Origin of the sequence: Micromonospora sp. NPDC005291 (assembly GCF_040607415.1) — a bacterium.
GTDB lineage: Bacteria > Actinomycetota > Actinomycetes > Mycobacteriales > Micromonosporaceae > Micromonospora.
This window is the reverse complement of record NZ_JBEXGR010000020.1, coordinates 1-16,664: the sequence shown is the minus strand read 5'-3', so window position 1 is coordinate 16,664 and position 16,664 is coordinate 1. Positions and strand designations below refer to the sequence as shown.

Here is a 16,664-nt window from a genome sequence, read left to right as displayed (position 1 = left end):
TCACTGGGGCAGTCTAGGCAACAGGCCGGAGGCGGCGTTGTCACCGACGCCATACTGGCCGGCCTTCTTCTCGGTGAGCTGCTGCGCCAGGGCAAGGCTGCTGACGAACTGGCCCTGCACGGTGTTGGCGTTGTCGACCGTGGAGATGGTCTGGGCGAGCACCGGATCACCGCGAACCACGGACACCAGGTTGCCGCCGACGGAGCCGTTGCCGGCCACCACGATCGACCCGGTCCGGTCGAACTGCTCAGCGATCTTGACGACCGACTCGTCCCGCTTGTCGGAGTCCTTGTCGACGTACGGCTGGCCGCTGACCACGACGACCGCCTCCGCCGAGCCGGTGACCTTGTTGTTGTCGGTGGTCAGGTAGCCGGCGTTGTTGTACGCGGCGAGCACCGCGCGCCGGTCGGCGTCGCTGACCGGCGCGGTGCCCTGGGACCGGTCCAGCAGGACGCTGGCCAGCAGCGCGCTGGAGGTCTCCACACCGTGCCCGTTGCCCGGCAGGCCGGTCGTCTGCGCGGTCGGTCGGGCGGCGGTGACGGCCAACTCCAGAAGGTTGGAATTGTTGTCGGGGTTGATGAACTTGTCCTGCAGGTCGACGCGGCCGGTGACGGTGGCGCCGGATTGCTGGATCTTCTTGAGCACGCCCTCGGTGTGGTCGCGGCCGTTGGGCAGGCTGAGCACCACCACCCGGCGCCCGGTGAGGGTGCCCGGGAGGACGACCTGGGACAGCTGCTCGGCGAAATCCTCCTCCAGCGCGAGCTGCTTCTCCATGCTGTTGACCTGCTGACGCCACTGCTGGTTGTCCTTGCGCAGCCCGGTGACCTGCTCCTTGAGCGAGTCGGCGACCGGGCCGTTGAGGGCGGCTGTGCCGACCACCAGGCCGATCGCCAGAGCCAGGAAGACCGCGGTGAGGGACACCACGTGGTAGCGGAAGTTGATCACGCTTGCAGCCTCTTGATCGGTCGGGAACTAGAAAAGCCGGTACAGCTGGAACACGAAATTGTCCCACCACTCGGCGACCACGCCCAGGTACGCCTTCCCGACGGTCGAGACGGCCACCGCGGAGGCCATCGCCGCGATCGCCGACAGCACCAGCAACAGCAGCGACGAACCCGAGATGCTCTGCCGGTAGAGCCGGCTCACACCCTTGGCGTCGACCAGCTTGCCACCGACCTTCAGCCGGGTCAGGAACGTCGAGGCCATCCCGCCGCGACCCTTGTCGAGAAATTCGACAAGGGTGGCGTGGGTGCCGACCGCGACCAGCAGCGAGGCACCCTTCTCGTCGGCGAGCAGCATGGCCAGATCCTCGCTGGTCGCCGCGGCCGGGAAGAGAACCGCCGGCACGCCGAGGCCGTTGACCCGGGGCAGGCCGGGCGCCCGCCCGTCCGGGTACGCGTGCACGATCACCTCGGCGCCGCAGCGCAGCACGTCGTCGGTGACCGAATCCATGTCGCCGATGATCATGTCGGGGGTGTACCCGGCCTCGACCAGCGCGTCCGCGCCGCCGTCGACGCCGATGAGCACCGGCTTGAACTCCCGGATGTACGGGCGCAGCACGTCCAGGTCGGCCTTGTAGTCGTAGCCGCGCACCACGATCAGGCAGTGCCGACCCTGCATCTGGGTCTCGATGTCCGGTACGCCCACACCGTCGAGCAGCAGGTCGCGCTCCTGGCGGAGGTAGTCCATCGTGTTGGCGGCGAACGCCTCCAACTGCACCGACAGACCCTCCCGGGCATCAGCCATCGCCTTGGCGACCGACTCGGTGTCCTGCAGGCTGCCGTGCGCCACCGGCTCGTCACCGGCGAAGACCGTGTTGCCCTCGATGCGCACCTGGTCGCCCTCGCGGATCTGCTCGAAGACGCCCTCCCCCAGGTCGTCCAGGAGCGGAATGCCGGCGGCGACCAACACCTCCGGGCCGAGATTCGGGTAACGGCCGGAGACCGACGGCTTCGCGTTGAGCACCGCGGCGACCCCGACAGCTACCAGGGAATCGGCCGCCACCCGGTCCAGGTCGACGTGGTCGATGATCGCGATGTCACCGGGGCGCAGCCGACCGACCAGGCGTTTGGTCCGGCGATCAAGGCGCGCGGTGCCGAGGACTCTGCCCGGTTCGGAGTTCCGGTTCCGGCGCAACGTGGGTAGACGCATCGTGACCATCCTGGCATGTGGGGCAGGCTTTTCTGTCGCGACATGCCTGAGCAGGGCCGCCTACCCAGGGAAGCACACGCCGGCACAGGCCGATGTGCTTGCGCTCACAATACGCGGCGTCACAACCTTCTTTCCTTCGCCGCCACTGCCAGAAGCTCCTCGGCGTGGGCGATACCCAGATCCGAATCCGGCAAACCGGCGAGCATCCGGGCCAACTCCCGGGCCCGCTCGGTGTCCTCCACGACCCGCACCCCGCTGGTGGTCACCGCGCCGCCGGTGTCCTTCGCCACCACCAGGTGCCGGTCGGCGAACGCGGCCACCTGCGGCAGGTGTGTGACGACCAGCACCTGGTGGCTGCGGGCCAGCCGGGCCAACCGCCGGCCGATCTCCACCGCCGCCTGACCGCCGACCCCCGCGTCGACCTCGTCGAAGACCAACGTGGGCGGGCCGCCCGAGCCGGCGAAGACCACCTCGATGGCGAGCATCACCCGGGACAACTCACCGCCGGAGGCGCCACGCTGCAACGGCAACGACGGCGCGCCCGGGTGGGCCAGCAACCGCAACTCCACCTCGTCACCACCGTCCGGGGTGACACCCACCTCGACGCCGTTGACCGACAGCGTCGGCTCGGCGCGCCCGGCCGGGCGGGGCAGCACCGCCACCTCGATCCGCGCGTGTGGCATGGCCAGACCGGCCAGCTCGACGGTGACCTGGTCGGCGAAACGGATCGCCGCCTCCTGCCGGGAGGCGGACACCCGCCCGGCCAGGTCGGCCACCTCGACGGCGAGCCGCTGACCCTCCCGCTCCAACTCGTCGAGCAGATCGTCGGACGTCTCCAGGTCGGACAGTCGGGTGCGAGCCCGATCGGCCCAGGCGATCACCCCGTCGACGTCGTCGGCGTACTTGCGGGTCAGCGCGCGCAGCGCCGCCCGCCGCTCGTAGACGTGCTGCAACCGGGCCGGGTCCGCGTCGAGCGTCGCCAGGTAGGCAGACAGCTCCGCCGACACGTCGGTGACCAGCGTGGCCGCCTCCTCCAGGCGGGCCGCCAGCTCACCCAGCGCCGGGTCGGTGCCGGCCTGCGCCTCCAGCGTCCGCCGGGCGGTGCCGAGCAGCACCGCCGCGTCGGGGGCCTCGTCGGCGGCGTCCGCACCGCCCGCCACGCACTGCTGGGCGATCTGCGCCGCCGTCCGCAGCCCCTCGGCGTGCTCCAGCCGCTGCGCCTCGGTCTTCAGCTCGTCATCCTCACCGGGCTGGGGATCGACCCGGGTGATCTCGTCGAGACCGAGCCGCAGCAGGTCGGCCTCCTGGCTGCGCTCGCGGGCGTTGCGCCGCCGGTCGGCCAGGTCGTCGACCACCCGCCGCCACCCGGTGTACGCCTCGCGCAACGCGTCGAGCAGCTTCTCGTGCGCCGGGCCGGCGAACCGGTCCAGTGCGGCCCGCTGCTCGGCCGGTCGCAGCAGTCGCAGCTGGTCGGACTGGCCGTGCACGGCCACCGCCTGCTCGCCGACCTCACCGAGCATCGACACCGGCATGCTCCGGCCGGCGACATGGGCGCGGGAGCGCCCCTCCACCGTCACCGTGCGGCTCAGCAGCACCGAGCCGTCCTCGTCGGGCTCACCACCGGCCTCGATGATCCGCGCGTGCACCGCGTCGGCGACCCGCCCTTCCAGGCGCAACCGCCCCTCCACCACGGCCCGGCCGGGTTGGGCGCGGACCCGCCCGGCGTCGGCCCTGCCCCCGAAGAGCAGGCCGAGGCCGGTGACCACCATCGTCTTGCCCGCACCGGTCTCGCCGGTGATGACGTTCATCCCGCCGGTCAACGGCAGCGTGGTGTCGTCGATGACGCCCAGTCCGGTGATACGCAGCTCTTCCAGCACAGCCACCGACAGTAGACGCGAGGCCCGACAGTTGACCAGCCGACGGGCCCGGGTGCGACCGGCACCCGGCCGACGTACAGTTCTGCCCCGTGCTGGACGTGATCGGCCTGACCGCGGCTGAGGAGGAGCTCTACCGCTGCCTGCTCCAGCTCACCACGGCCCGCGTCGACGAGTTGGTCCGCCGTCTGCACCGGCCGCGCGAGCAGGTCGTCGCCCAGGTCGAGGCACTGCGCAACAAGGGCCTTGTGCAGGCCACCGACAACGACCCGGACGCCCCACTGCGCCCGACCGCCCCGGACGTCGCCCTCGGCGCCACGCTGCTGCGTCGCCAGGAGGACCTGGAGGCGGCCCGCCGACGGGTCACCCAACTGGCCGAGGAGTACCGGTCCGGGCTGCGGCGGCACCACGTCGACCACCTCGTCGAGGTGATCACCGGCGCCCGGGTGCTCCGGGACCGTCTGCGCGATGTGCAGAATGCGGCGCGTACCGAGGTGCTCTGGTTCTGCCGGGCCAACCCCCTGGCCATGGCCGGCCCGGAGAACGTCGAGGAGTTCGACGCGCTGGCCCGCGGGGTGAGCTACCGGGCCATCTACGAGCGTGACATGCTGCTGGAACCGGGCGCGCTGGCCGACCTGGCCAAGGGGGTCACCGCCGGCGAGCAGGCCCGGGTCCTGGACCGGCTGCCAGTCCGACTGGCCATCGTGGACGCCCGCACCGCCATCTGCCCGTTGGTGCCGGACCGCGACGGCGGCGAACCGAGCGCCGCCGTGATCGGCCGCAGTCAACTGCTCGACGCGCTGCTCGCCCTCTTCGAGAGTCACTGGCGGGTGGCCACCCGACTGCGGCTCGACGACCCCCTCGCCGTTCCGGCCACCGAGAGCCGACGACCGGACCCCGACGACCATCCGGGCGACGGCTACCAGCCCGACGCCGACGAGGCGCGGCTGCTGTCGCTGTTCGTGGCCGGCGTACCGGACAAGTCCATCGCCTCCCAGCTCGGGGTGAGCCGGCGCACCGTGCAACGGCGGATCGCCGACCTGATGGCCGCCGCCGGCGTGGACACCCGGCCCGGGCTGGCGTTCCAGGTCGCCCGGCGCGGCTGGCTCTGACGCCGAAGGGCCCGCCGTCGGTCGACGGCGGACCCCTACCCGTGCGGGTGGGGCGGCTGGCCGCCCCACCCTGCCCAGGTCAGCGCAGCCCGTACGCCTGGAGCACCGTCTGGTCGACGGTGTTGCCGGCCCGGTCCGTGGCGTGCACCCGCAGCGACACCGTTCCGCGCCCAGCCGGCACGGTCGCGGTGTACCGGGTGCCCGACCCCGAGGTTTGCGCGTTCCGCCAGGTGCGGCCCCCGTCGAAGGAGACCTGCACCCGCACCGTGGTGCCGCTGGGCGCGGGCACTCCGGCCGGCTGGCGCAGGGTCAGCCCCACCTGGTGCGGCCGGTTGCCGCGTACCGTGCCGAGCAGGTCGGCCGGCACCCGGTAGTCCACCTGCAGCAGCGACAACGGTTTGGCGGCGTCGCCCGCCGGTCGGGCCGAGGTGAACTCCCAGGCCGTGTCGGTCCGGGTGGCGTAACGCCAGTCGGCCGAGGACCGCCGCGTGGTCAGGTCCAGCCGGTAACGGGCCGACCCGGCCGTGGTGGGCACCGGCGCCCACCCGCTAGACAGGTCGGCGATCTGCTGCCCGTCGCGGCTGACCCGGGCCTCGACGGTGTCCGACTCCTCGCTGTCGCCGGCCACGCTGTAGTGGCCGTCGGCGTCGACGAACTCGGGCACCCGCAGGTTGAGGCTGTCACCGGTGCGCGTGGGCACCGGCGCCCCGCTGGCCGGTACGGCCGGACGGACCACCGGCGCGTGCCAGGTCTCGGTCTCCCGGTCGTCGGCGGCGTAACGCCGGGGCTCCTCGGTCAGCCCGCCGGTCAGCTGCCCCCACTGCATGAACATCGACTTGTGCAGCACCCGGTGCTGCCACCAGTTGTCCCCGGCGCTGACGAACTCCTGACGGGTGGTGCCGTTGCGGACCAGACGCTGGTCGTCGTTCCAGGAGTACTCCTGCCACGGACGCCAACCGAACCGCTGCTCGGTGGCCCACCCCGCGCCCGTGTCGCCGTAGCTCACGGTCACCTCGGCGGTGTTCTTCGCGGTCACGGTGTGCACGATCCGCTCCGGCACCCGACCCTTCGACACCTGCCACACGTCGTAGAGGTAAGGACTGTCCACGGTCAGCGTCAGATCCAGCGTCGCCCGGCCCTTCCTGGCCGCAGCGATCAGCCGCTGCCCGTCGTCGTACGCCACCACCATCGACGGGATCGGCAGCCGATCCCCGGTCGGACGCCACACCGTCCACGCGCTGAAGTCCGCCGCACGGACGATCAGCACCGCGGCGGCACCGGCGGCCGAGGCGGCGGCGATCTGCTCCTCCTCCGACCGGTCGGGGTCGGCGGTGAGCAGCGCCGCGGCGCCCCGAACCCGGGTCAGATCGGCGGGGGTACCCATGCCGGCCCAGACCAACGGCAGCTTCCGCCGGCCGGTCGGCGCCGGAGACATTCCCACCAGGTTGATGTCCAGCGGACCGGACACCCCACTGATCTTCGCGTCCACCATGGGCGCGACGAGCTGCCAGCGCGAGGCGAACTCGAACTCGCCCTGGCGCACCGGACGGGTCGGCGTGACGTTGACCTGCTGAACAGTGCTGTAGGTCATCACACCGTGGTCGACCTGTCGACCGTTTCCGAAGACCCGGTGCTCGTAGAAGCTGATCGTCGACCGCTGCTCGGAGGGCTTCGGCGTCTCGATCCGCACCGGGGTGCCCGTGCGCGGGTCGAGCACCACGGTGACGTCCCGGTCGACCATCAGCTCCGGGTCGGTGACCAGGGTGATCTGCTCGTCCAGCGGAGCGCCGTGCTCGATCAACGCCTGGACCAGGTACGGGCCCTCCTCGACCTGCACGTGAACCTCGCCGGCGACCCAGCCGAGCCAGTCGGACTCGGGCTGCTCGCCGAAGAGGGTGAGCACCGACGCGACACCCGGCTGCCCCTGCATGTCCAGCGCCCGCACGGTCACGGTGTGCAGCGGGCCGCTGAGGGTGAGCGCGACCGCGGTGCGCACCGCGACACCGTCCGCGCCGGTGGCCACCAACCACCCGCTGTGCAGGCCACGGTCCAACTTCGCCGGATCCGCACGTAGCGCAACGGCGACGCTGCCGCCGGCCGGCACGCTCACCTCCGCGCCGCCCACCGAGACCCCGTCGGTCTCGGCCGTGCGGGTGTCCAGGTTGCGCAACTCCAGGGCCAGCCGCAGGGTCTGCGAGGCCGCCGTGCCGTTGGTGTACGTGACCGTCCGCTCGGCCGTCGCCGCACCGGTGCTGAGCCGGCCGAAGTCGGCGGTGCCCGACCCGTACACCCGCTGGCCAAGTGCCCGGGCCACGTCGACCCGGCCTGCGCCCTGCTCGAACACGGTCAGGGCCGGGTTCGCCTTCGTGGTGCTGACCAGCGCGTCCTTGAGCTTCCCGGCGGCCCAGTCCGGGTGTTCCTGGGCGAGGATCGCCGCCGCGCCGGCCACGTGCGGGGTGGCCATCGAGGTCCCGGACGCGGTCGTGTAGGCGTCGCCCACCGGCGTGCCCATGGTGGTGCCGGCGGCTCGCGCGGCGATGATGCCGACGCCCGGCGCGGTGATCTCCGGCTTCAGGCCGTTGTCGCCGAGCCGCGGGCCCCGGCTGGAGAACTCCGCCAGGTTGTCGTTGCGGTCCACGGCGCCGACGGTGAGCGCGGCGGCGGCCGCGCCCGGAGCGCCGACGGTACGCGCCGCGCCCTCGTTGCCGGCGGCGACCACGAAGAGGGTGCCGGTCTCGGCGGTCAGGTCGTTGACCGCCAGGCTCATCGGGTCGGTGCCGTCGGTCGCGGAGCCACCGAGGCTCATGCTGACCACCTTCGCACCGGAGCGGGCGGCCCACTCCATGCCCTCGATGATGGACGAGCTGTAGCCGGAGCCACCGTCGTCGAGCACCTTGCCGATCAGCAACTGCGCGCCCGGGGCGACTCCCTTACGCAACCCGTCGGACGCGGCGCCGCTGCCGGCGATGGTCGCCGCCACGTGGGTGCCGTGGCCATGCCCGTCGCGGGCGCTGCCGCTGCTGGAGAAGTCCTGCGCCTCGGCGATCCGGCCGGCCAGGTCGGGGTGCGTGGCGTCGACGCCGGTGTCGAGCACCGCGACCTTCACGCCGGTACCGTCCCGACCGGCCGCCCAGGCGATCGGGGCGCCGATCTGCGGCACGCTGTGCTCCAGCGTCGGGCGGACCTTCCCGTCCAGCCAGATCCGCGCGACACCGGCGCCGAGCGTGGCCGACGAGCCGGCGGCGGCACGCTGCCCAGGCGTGCCCCGCAGCGACGTCCACAGGCCACCGAGGTCACCCTTGCCGACCCGTAGCGCGGCGCCGTTGATGCTCTCCAACGGTCGGGTGTCGGTGGCGCCGGCGAGCGCCCTGACCCGTCCGGCGGCCGGCTCCTGATAGCGGACGATCAGCGGCAACGCGCCCTGCGCGCCGTCGCCGTACCCGTCGGCGGCCAACTCCTGCACGTCGAACAGGTCGGGATCGAGCACCCCCGCGGAGAGGTACGGCACGACGTCGCTCGGCAGCACCCGCAGCCCGCCGTCGACCTCGACGGTCTGGAAGGTGATCCGGTTCCGGCCAGGGCCGGGGCGGACGGTGGCGGTGACCCGGCCGGGCGCCGCCTGCACCAGGTCGACCTGGTCGCCGGTGATCAGGGTGATGCGAACGGGCGCGACGCCCGGAGCGGGCGTGCCCGAGTTCGGGCCGGTGGGCCGGGCGGGCGGGTCGGCGGACGCCGGTGCGGCGAGGCCGACCACCAACGCGCCGACCGCGCCGACGGCGAGCCAGCGTGGGGACCAGTGCATGCGATGTGCTCCTCTACTCCTCCAGGCCCGCCATCCGTGGATGAGGGCCGATCGGAGTCTGCGACGGAGCCTGTCGCCAGGTCACTAGTCGTCGACCGCCGCAGCGGCGACATGTCGTCAGGTGGACAGCTGACGTCCACCGAGGGTGTGCGCGGCGATCACCGGCGGCTGCCGCGCCACCCGTGCACGGGAAGGCCGAACTTGGCGACCAGCCGGTCGGTGAACGGGCGGGCCCGCAGCCGCACGATGCGCACCGGCAGGGCGCCCCGCCGCACCGTCACCCGCGCGCCGGGCGGCAGGTCGTAGACGCGCCGCCCGTCGCAACAGAGCACGGCAAGGGTGGTGAACGGGTCGACGGTGATCACGAAGGTGGACGTCGGGGCCGTGACCAGCGGGCGGCTGAACAACGCGTGCGCGCTGATCGGCACCAGCAGCAGCGCCTCCACCTCCGGCCAGACCACCGGCCCGCCGCCGGAGAACGCGTACGCGGTGGAGCCGGTCGGGGTGGCACAGACGACACCGTCGCACCCGTAGCGGGACAGCGGCCGCCCGTCCACGTCGACGAGCAGCTCAAGCATCTGTGCCCGCTCGCCCTTCTCGACGCTGATCTCGTTGAGCGCCCAGGACTCGATGGTCGGGCCACCGTCGAACTCGGCGGTGACGTCCAGCGTGAGCCGCTCGTCGACGGTGTAGTTGCGCCCGACGACGTCACGGACCGCGGTGTCCAGGTCGTCGATCTCCGCCTCGGCCAGAAAGCCCACCTTGCCGAGGTTGATGCCGAGCAACGGCGCCTTCGCCGGACGGGCCAGCTCGGCGGCGCGCAGGAAGGTGCCGTCCCCACCGAGCGCGAAGACGATCTCGGCGCCCTCGGCGGCCAGCGGGCCAGCAACCGGCACCACGCCGGGCAGGTCGAGGTCTTCGGCCTCCTCGGCCACCACCCGCACCTCGAAACCCGCGGCGATCAGGTCGGCGGCGACCGACCGGGCGTGCTCCGTGCTGCGCCGACGGCCGGTGTGGGTCACCAGCAGCGCGGTCCGGCTCATCGGGCCACCCGCCCATCCGGGACCGGACGGCGTCGCGCCACCGTCGCCGTTGCCCCGGCGCGGCCGCGTGTCGTCCCGCGGGCCGTTCCGGTGCCCTCGCTGCGCGCGTTCACCCTGCGATCTCCTCCGCCGCCGCCACGTCCGGCACGTCGCCGGCCGTCGTCGGGCCATCCGGCCCGGCCGCCACCACGGCCCGCACCCGCTGCGGATCGGCCGGTGGTGCGCCCCGGCGCAACCATACGAAGAACTCCACGTTGCCGCTCGGCCCGGGCAGCGGGCTGGCCGCCACGTCGGCCAGCCCGAGGCCGAGCTTCGCGGCCGCCGCGGCCACGTCCAGCACCGCTTCGGCCCGCAGCTCCGGATCGCGGACCACGCCGCCCGCGCCGACCCGATCCTTGCCGACCTCGAACTGCGGCTTGACCATCAACGCCAGGTCACCGTCGTCGCGGGTGCAGCCGGCCAACGCCGGCAGCACCAGCCGCAACGAGATGAACGACAGGTCGGCCACCGTGAGATCGACCGGGCCGCCGATCGCGTCCGGATCGAGGGTACGGACATTGGTGCGTTCGAGAACGCGGACCCGCTCGTCGGTGCGCAGCGACCAGGCGAGCTGCCCGTAACCGACGTCCACGGCCACCACCTCGGCGGCGTCGGCGCGCAGCAGCACGTCGGTGAAGCCACCGGTCGAGGCGCCGGCGTCCAGGCAGCGCCGCCCGGCGACACGCAGCCCACCGGGGCCGAACACGGCCAACGCGCCCGCGAGCTTGTGCCCGCCCCGGGAGACGTACTCCTCGGTCGGGTCCTCGCCGGTGACCAGCAGTGGATCGGCGGGGTCGACCATCGCGGCGGCCTTGCGCGCGACCACCCCGCGCAGCTGGACCCGGCCGGCCTCCACCAACGCGGCGGCCTGCTCCCGGGAGCGGGCCAAACTGCGGCGGACCAGTTCGGCGTCCAGCCGGTTGCGACGTGCCATGGGTGGTTCTCCGGTCTGCTCAGGCCTGGTCGTGCCGCTCAGGTCTGGTCGATGGTGGCGAGGGTTTCCCGCAGCGTCTCGTAGGCCGCCTCGTACTGCGCGATCTGGTCGGCCGGGGCAAGCGTCGCCGCGTTGGCCATGGCCTGCACGGCGGCGTCCACCGCCGGGTGCCGCGCCACGTCGTCCCCGACGTCCGGCAGCGGCCCGGGGCGGGCGCCCACCGGAGGGCCAGGCCGAGCGACGAACGACCCACCGGCCAGCGGGCCGGGACGGGCGGCGGGCGGCGGACCGGGACGCCAGTCGCCGGTCACCGAGGGCTCCGGCCGGTGGCGACGGCGCTCATTCGGCGCCGTCCGGCGGCTGCTTGCGGACCGCCTTCTTGGCGGGCATGACCGCCGGAGTCGGGACGTCGTCGTCGGTCCGGCTGATCGTCGCGGGCGCCTTCTTCACGACCGCCTTCTTGGCGATCGCCTTCTTCGCGACAGCCTTCTTGGCCACCGACGCGGAGACCGGGGCACCCGCCGAGGCATCCGACGGCACGAGACCGGTGCCGGGCTTCGCGGCGAGGGTCGGGTCGGGTTGCTCCGCGGGGCCGGCGGTCGGCGCGATGGCCGGCTCGGCGGCACGCGCCTCGCGCAGCTGCCGTTCCAGGTCGTGCACCCGTCGGGTCAGCTCGGCCACCTCGTCGGAGGTGGCCAGGCCGACCGCGCCGAGGGCCCGATCGACCTCGAAGCGAACCAGCTTGGTCAGCGCCTCCCGGTTGGCGGCGCCGGTGGTGATCAACTCCTCGCCCAGGGCCTGAAGTTGGGCGGCGGTCGCGCCACCGGACCCGACGAGACGACGTGCCACGTCCTGGGCCTTCTTCCGGGGCGCCTCCGCAAGGCCCAGGGCCAGCTCGAGGTAGGCGCGCCACGCGTCCTGCATGCCTGAATCCTTCCACGGGGCGGGGTGTGCAGGTGTCACGCTACCGGGCACCCCGGACTGTCCCGTGCGGTACGGTGCCGAGGACGGCGTGGCGATCAACGAGGGGGAGACGTGGCCAGCGTGGACGAGTGCCGGCAGGCGTTACAGGAGCTGGCTGCCCGGCTGGATCGCAACGCCGAGACGGTGCGCGAACGAATCGACCTGGACCGGACCCTGGCGTGCCGAATCACCGACCTGGACACCGCGTTCCACGGCCGGATCACCGGCGGCCGTCTGGTCGAGCTGACCGACGGCGACGACCCCCAGGCCAAGATCGCGCTGAGCACGTCCAGCGACGACCTGCTCGCCCTGGTCCGCGGCGATCTGGACGTCACCGGCGCGGTGGCCTCCCGCCGGGTCTCGATCAAGGCCAACCCGTTCGACCTGCTGAAGTTGCGCAAGCTGCTCTGACGAGCGCCGGTCAGTTGAACCGGGTTACGCCGCAGCGGAAAGACCGAAGCTCTCCAACGCGTGTGCCGCGTCCGCGCCGATCGGACGGATCTTCGGCAGCGCCGACACCGGTGCCGACCAGGCCGCCGCGCACAACGCGGCCAGCGCGTCCAACGGCCGACCTGACCCGGCCAGCTCCAACGTGCCGTCGCGGTCGGTCACGGACCAGCCGCCAGCGTCCACCGGGCCCGGAACCCGCACGGCGGCAGCCGGGTCGAAGAGCCCTGCCAGGTCCCCCGCGACATACGTGGGACGCCGTTGCGGCTCAGCGGCCAGCAGATCCGGTACGCCGCTGACGCCCGTGAGCACGAGCAGGCTGTCCAGCCCGGCACGGCGGGCGCCCTCGATGTCAGTGTCCAGCCGGTCGCCGACCACCAGGCTCCGGCCACCGCCACTGCGCCGGGCGGCGGTCTCGAACAATGCCGACTCCGGCTTGCCGACCACCACGTCGGGGTCCCGCTCCAGCGCCGTACGCAGCACAGCGACCAGCGAACCGTTGCCCGGCAATGGTCCCCGCCCACTGGGCAGCGTCCGGTCGGTGTTCGTGGCGATCCAGAGCGCACCGGCCCGCACCGCGACCGACGCTTCGGCCAGCTCGGCCCAGCCGACCTGCGGGCCGTACCCCTGCACCACCGCGGCCGGTTTCTCGTCGGCTTGAGTGACCGGGGTCAGGCCGACCGCGCGCAGCTCAGCACGCAGCGCCTCCGCGCCGACCACCAGCACCGGCGCGCCGGCGGGCAGTCGGTCACGGAGCAGCTCGGCCGAAGCGGCGGCGGAGGTGAGCACTTCCTCCGGCCGGGCCGGCACGCCCATTCCGGTCAGCAGGTCGGCGACCTCGCTGGACCGGCGGGACGCGTTGTTGGTGGCGTACGCCACCGCCCGTCCCTCGGCGTGCAGCCGGGCCACCGCCTCGACGGCGCCGGGGATCGGTCGGTCGATCAGGTAGATCACCCCGTCCAGGTCGAAGACGACCAGGGTGTACCCGTCGACCAGCCGATCCCCCGCGCCCGCGCTCACCGCTGCGTCGACCCCGACTCGTCGTCCCGGGCCGGAGCGGTCCCGTCGGCGGTCACCGCGTCGCCGGACGTCACGCTGCTGTCAGCAGCGGTGTCCGCGACGGTGTTGCCGCCCTCGGCCGGGTGACTGTCCTCGTCCTCGGCGTCGAAGCCTTCGTCGTCGGCAGGACGGCCGGCAGTGCCGCCCTCCTCGTCGTCGTCGAAGTCCTCGCGGTCTTCATCGTCGTCGTCGTCTTCATCGTCGTCGTCTTCATCGTCGTCGTCTTCGTCGTCGTCGTCGTCTTCATCGTCGTCGTCTTCGTCGTCGTCGTCGTCGTCGTCTTCGTCTTCGTCTTCGTCTTCGTCGTCTTCATCGTCGTCGTCGCTGACCAGGTCGGCGTCAGGTTGGGCCGGCACCGCGCCGGGAGCACCCGGACCTGCGGCCATCTCCTCGGCGGCCTCGTCCTCGTCGTCACCCTCGATGACCACGCCGTCGAGTTCCAGCAGCCGCTCGGCGGCGTCGGTCTCGCCCTCGGTGTCCACGTCGGCAGCACGGGAGAACCACTCGCGGGCCTCCTCGCGCCGGCCCACGGCGAGCAGCGCGTCGGCGTAGGCGTAACGCAGCCGCGGCGTCCACGGCACTGTCGCCTCGCTGGTCAGGTCCGGGACCTGGAGCATCGCCACTGCGGCGTCCTTCTGCCCGAGGTCACCCCGGGCGCCGGCGGCGACGATCAGCAGCTCGATAGCCACAGCCTGGTTCAGCTTCTCCTGGTCAGCGCCGCGGAACAGGTCGATGGCCCGCTCCGGCCGACCCAGAGCCCGCTCACAGTCCGCGAGCACGGCCAGGTGGCTCTGCAGCCCGCTCATCCGGTGGTACGTGCGCAGCTCGGCGATCGCCGTCTGCCACTCCCCCGCGTGGTACGCGGCCAGGCCGACCGCCTCACGCACCGCGGAGATACGCGAAGCGAGCCGCCGGGCGGCAAGCGCGTGCGCCAACGCCTCGGCCGGGTCCTCGTCGATCAGCTGACCGGTCGCAACCAGGTGCCGGGCCACCGTCTCGGCGACCGGCTTGTTCAGCGAGAGCAGCTCAGCGCGAACGTCCTTGTCGAGGTCGGTCGCCACGATGTCGTCCGGCAACGCCGGGGCCGAGCTACGCCCGCCCTCGAACGACTCGGAGCCGCCAGCGCGGTCGTCACGGCGGAACTCTCCCTCGCGACGCGGCCGCTCGTCGGCCCGGGAACCACCGTCGCGGTCACCGCCGCGGTAGCCGCCCTCGCGGTCACCGCCACGGAAGCCGCCGCCCTCACGCGGGCCACTCGGCCGGGAGCTGTCACGGTCGCCCCCACGGAAACCACCCTCACGACGGTCACCACCGCGGAAACCGCCTTCACGGGGCGCGCCACCCTCGCGACGATCGCCGCCACGGAAACCACCCTCACGGTCACCGCCACGGAAGCCGCCCTCACGGGGAGCACCACCCTCGCGACGATCGCCGCCACGGAAACCACCCTCACGGTCACCGCCACGGAAACCACCTTCGCGGTCACCGCCACGGAAACCACCCTCACGCGGGGCACTCGGCCGGGAGCCGTCACGGTCGCCCCCACGGAAACCACCTTCGCGACGGTCGCCGCCACGGAAGCCACCTTCACGGGGAGCACCACCCTCACGGCGGTCACCACCACGGAAGCCGCCCTCGCGGTCACCGCCACGGAAACCACCCTCACGCGGGGCACTCGGCCGGGAGCCGTCACGGTCGCCCCCACGGAAACCACCCTCACGACGATCGCCGCCACGGAAACCGCCCTCACGGGGCGCGCCGCCCTCGCGACGATCCCCGCCACGGAAGCCGCCCTCGCGGTCACCGCCACGGAAACCACCCTCACGCGGGGCACTCGGCCGGGAGCCGTCACGGTCGCCCCCACGGAAACCACCCTCACGGCGGTCACCGCCACGGAAGCCACCCTCACGAGGCGCACCACCCTCGCGACGATCGCCGCCACGGAAGCCGCCCTCACGGGGCGCACCACCCTCACGGCGGTCCCCGCCACGGAAGCCGCCCTCGCGGTCACCGCCACGGAAACCGCCCTCACGGCGGTCACCACCGCGGAAACCACCTTCGCGCGGAGGACCCGAGCGCGAACCATCACGGTCGCCGCCACGGAAGCCACCCTCACGGGGCGCGCCGCCCTCACGACGATCGCCGCCACGGAAACCGCCCTCGCGGTCACCGCCACGGAAACCACCCTCACGCGGGCCACTCGGCCGGGAGCCGTCACGGTCGCCCCCACGGAAACCACCCTCACGGCGGTCACCACCACGGAAACCACCCTCGCGGTCACCACCACGGAAACCACCCTCGCGGTCGCCACCGCGGAAGCCACCTTCACGCGGGGCACCCGAGCGCGAACCATCACGGTCACCACCACGGAAACCACCCTCGCGGGGTGCACCCGGACGCGAGTCACCGCGGTCGCTGCTGCGGAAACCACCCTCGCGACGATCCCCGCCACGGAAGCCGCCTTCGCGGTCACCGCCACGGAAGCCGCCCTCGCGGGATGGGCCGGAGCGGGTGCGGTCGCCACCCTGGTAGCCGCCCTCACGACGATCCCCGCCACGGAAACCACCCTCGCGGTCGCCACCGCGGAAGCCACCCTCACCCGGGGCACCCGAGCGCGAACCATCACGGTCACCACCACGGAAACCACCCTCGCGCGGAGCACCTGAGCGCGAACCATCACGGTCGCCACCGCGGAAACCACCTTCACGCGGAGCACCTGAGCGCGAACCATCACGGTCGCCACCGCGGAAGCCGCCCTCACGGCGGTCGCCGCCACGGAAGCCGCCCTCACGCGGGGCACCCGAGCGCGAACCATCACGGTCGCCGCCACGGAAACCACCCTCGCGCGGAGCGCTGGACCGCGAGCTGTCCCGGTCACCACCACGGGAACCAGAGTCGCGGCCGCCGGCGTATCCGCCTCGGGCGCCGCCACCGCTGTCCCGGTCTCCCCGGTACGGGGGACGGTCGCGGTCGTCGCGACGCGGGCCGCGGTCGCGCCCACTTGGGCCGTCAGTACGGTCTTCGTTGCGACGGGGACGGTCTCCGTCCTGCGGTCCTGAACTCACAGGTACATCCTTCCTGATTGCGCCACCAATGGCGCTACGCAGTCGAGGGCCGACCCAAATGGGCGGCCCTCGACTGGAAGATTGTCCGGCGGTGTCCTACTCTCCCACACCCTCACGAGTGCAGTACCATCGGCGCTGGAGGGCTTAGCTTCCGGGTTCGGAATGTGACCGGGCG

At 72.8% G+C, this 16,664-nt stretch carries 13 protein-coding genes and 1 rRNA gene; 2 read left to right on the top strand and 12 right to left on the bottom strand.

Annotated features, from left to right (window positions below):
- From ABZT18_RS23920 to recN, 3 genes are all read right to left on the bottom strand, one after another.
- The gene (locus ABZT18_RS23920) at positions 1–945 is read right to left on the bottom strand and encodes a copper transporter (RefSeq protein ID WP_354997667.1); all 945 of its coding nucleotides are present in this window, start codon (positions 943–945) and stop codon (positions 1–3) included.
- Between the two features lie 27 nt (positions 946–972).
- Positions 973–2,151 (bottom strand): putative cytokinetic ring protein SteA, encoded by a 1,179-nt coding sequence (steA, locus tag ABZT18_RS23915; protein WP_354997666.1) that lies wholly within the window; start codon positions 2,149–2,151, stop codon positions 973–975.
- 119 nt (positions 2,152–2,270) lie between these two features.
- Positions 2,271–4,028: a DNA repair protein RecN gene (recN, locus tag ABZT18_RS23910; protein WP_354997665.1), complete on the bottom strand. Its 1,758-nt coding sequence runs from the start codon at positions 4,026–4,028 to the stop codon at positions 2,271–2,273.
- A gap of 89 nt (positions 4,029–4,117) precedes the next feature.
- Here recN and ABZT18_RS23905 point away from each other — a divergent pair, with 89 nt between their 5' ends.
- Positions 4,118–5,137 carry a helix-turn-helix domain-containing protein gene (locus ABZT18_RS23905; RefSeq protein ID WP_354997664.1) on the top strand — a complete coding sequence of 340 codons (1,020 nt, stop codon included), beginning with the start codon at positions 4,118–4,120 and terminating at the stop codon, positions 5,135–5,137.
- Positions 5,138–5,216: 79 nt separating this feature from the next.
- On the opposite strand, the gene ABZT18_RS23900 is transcribed toward ABZT18_RS23905, so the two are convergent.
- The 5 genes from ABZT18_RS23900 to ABZT18_RS23880 all read right to left on the bottom strand — a co-directional run bounded on the left by ABZT18_RS23900 (position 5,217) and on the right by ABZT18_RS23880 (position 11,879).
- A complete protein-coding gene (locus ABZT18_RS23900) occupies positions 5,217–8,939 on the bottom strand; it encodes a S8 family serine peptidase (protein WP_354997663.1) in 3,723 nt (1,240 codons plus the stop codon).
- Positions 8,940–9,097: 158 nt separating this feature from the next.
- A complete protein-coding gene (locus ABZT18_RS23895; protein ID WP_354997662.1) occupies positions 9,098–9,982 on the bottom strand; it encodes an NAD kinase in 885 nt (294 codons plus the stop codon).
- A gap of 109 nt (positions 9,983–10,091) precedes the next feature.
- A complete protein-coding gene (locus ABZT18_RS23890; protein ID WP_354997661.1) occupies positions 10,092–10,955 on the bottom strand; it encodes a TlyA family RNA methyltransferase in 864 nt (287 codons plus the stop codon).
- A gap of 38 nt (positions 10,956–10,993) precedes the next feature.
- Complete coding sequence (locus tag ABZT18_RS23885) at positions 10,994–11,266, bottom strand: hypothetical protein (protein ID WP_354997660.1); 273 nt, start codon at positions 11,264–11,266, stop codon at positions 10,994–10,996.
- A gap of 28 nt (positions 11,267–11,294) precedes the next feature.
- A complete protein-coding gene (locus ABZT18_RS23880) occupies positions 11,295–11,879 on the bottom strand; it encodes a hypothetical protein (protein WP_354997659.1) in 585 nt (194 codons plus the stop codon).
- Between the two features lie 111 nt (positions 11,880–11,990).
- Between ABZT18_RS23880 and ABZT18_RS23875 the strand changes: the two genes are divergently transcribed.
- Entirely contained in the window at positions 11,991–12,329 is a 339-nt protein-coding gene (locus tag ABZT18_RS23875) for an SCP2 sterol-binding domain-containing protein (RefSeq protein WP_354997658.1), read from the top strand.
- Between the two features lie 24 nt (positions 12,330–12,353).
- Here ABZT18_RS23875 and ABZT18_RS23870 read toward each other — a convergent pair whose 3' ends face one another.
- The 4 genes from ABZT18_RS23870 to rrf all read right to left on the bottom strand — a co-directional run.
- Positions 12,354–13,385 (bottom strand): HAD-IIA family hydrolase, encoded by a 1,032-nt coding sequence (locus ABZT18_RS23870; protein WP_354997657.1) that lies wholly within the window; start codon positions 13,383–13,385, stop codon positions 12,354–12,356.
- The gene (locus tag ABZT18_RS23865) at positions 13,382–14,416 is read right to left on the bottom strand and encodes a hypothetical protein (protein WP_354997692.1); all 1,035 of its coding nucleotides are present in this window, start codon (positions 14,414–14,416) and stop codon (positions 13,382–13,384) included. Before ABZT18_RS23865 ends, ABZT18_RS23870 begins: the two co-directional genes overlap by 4 nt.
- Before the next feature lie 20 nt (positions 14,417–14,436).
- On the bottom strand, positions 14,437–16,254 hold the full coding sequence (locus ABZT18_RS23860; RefSeq protein ID WP_355252513.1) for a hypothetical protein: 1,818 nt from the start codon (positions 16,252–16,254) through the stop codon (positions 14,437–14,439).
- A 318-nt stretch (positions 16,255–16,572) separates the two neighbouring features.
- Positions 16,573–16,664, bottom strand: a 5S ribosomal RNA gene (rrf, locus tag ABZT18_RS23855); the annotation flags it as partial.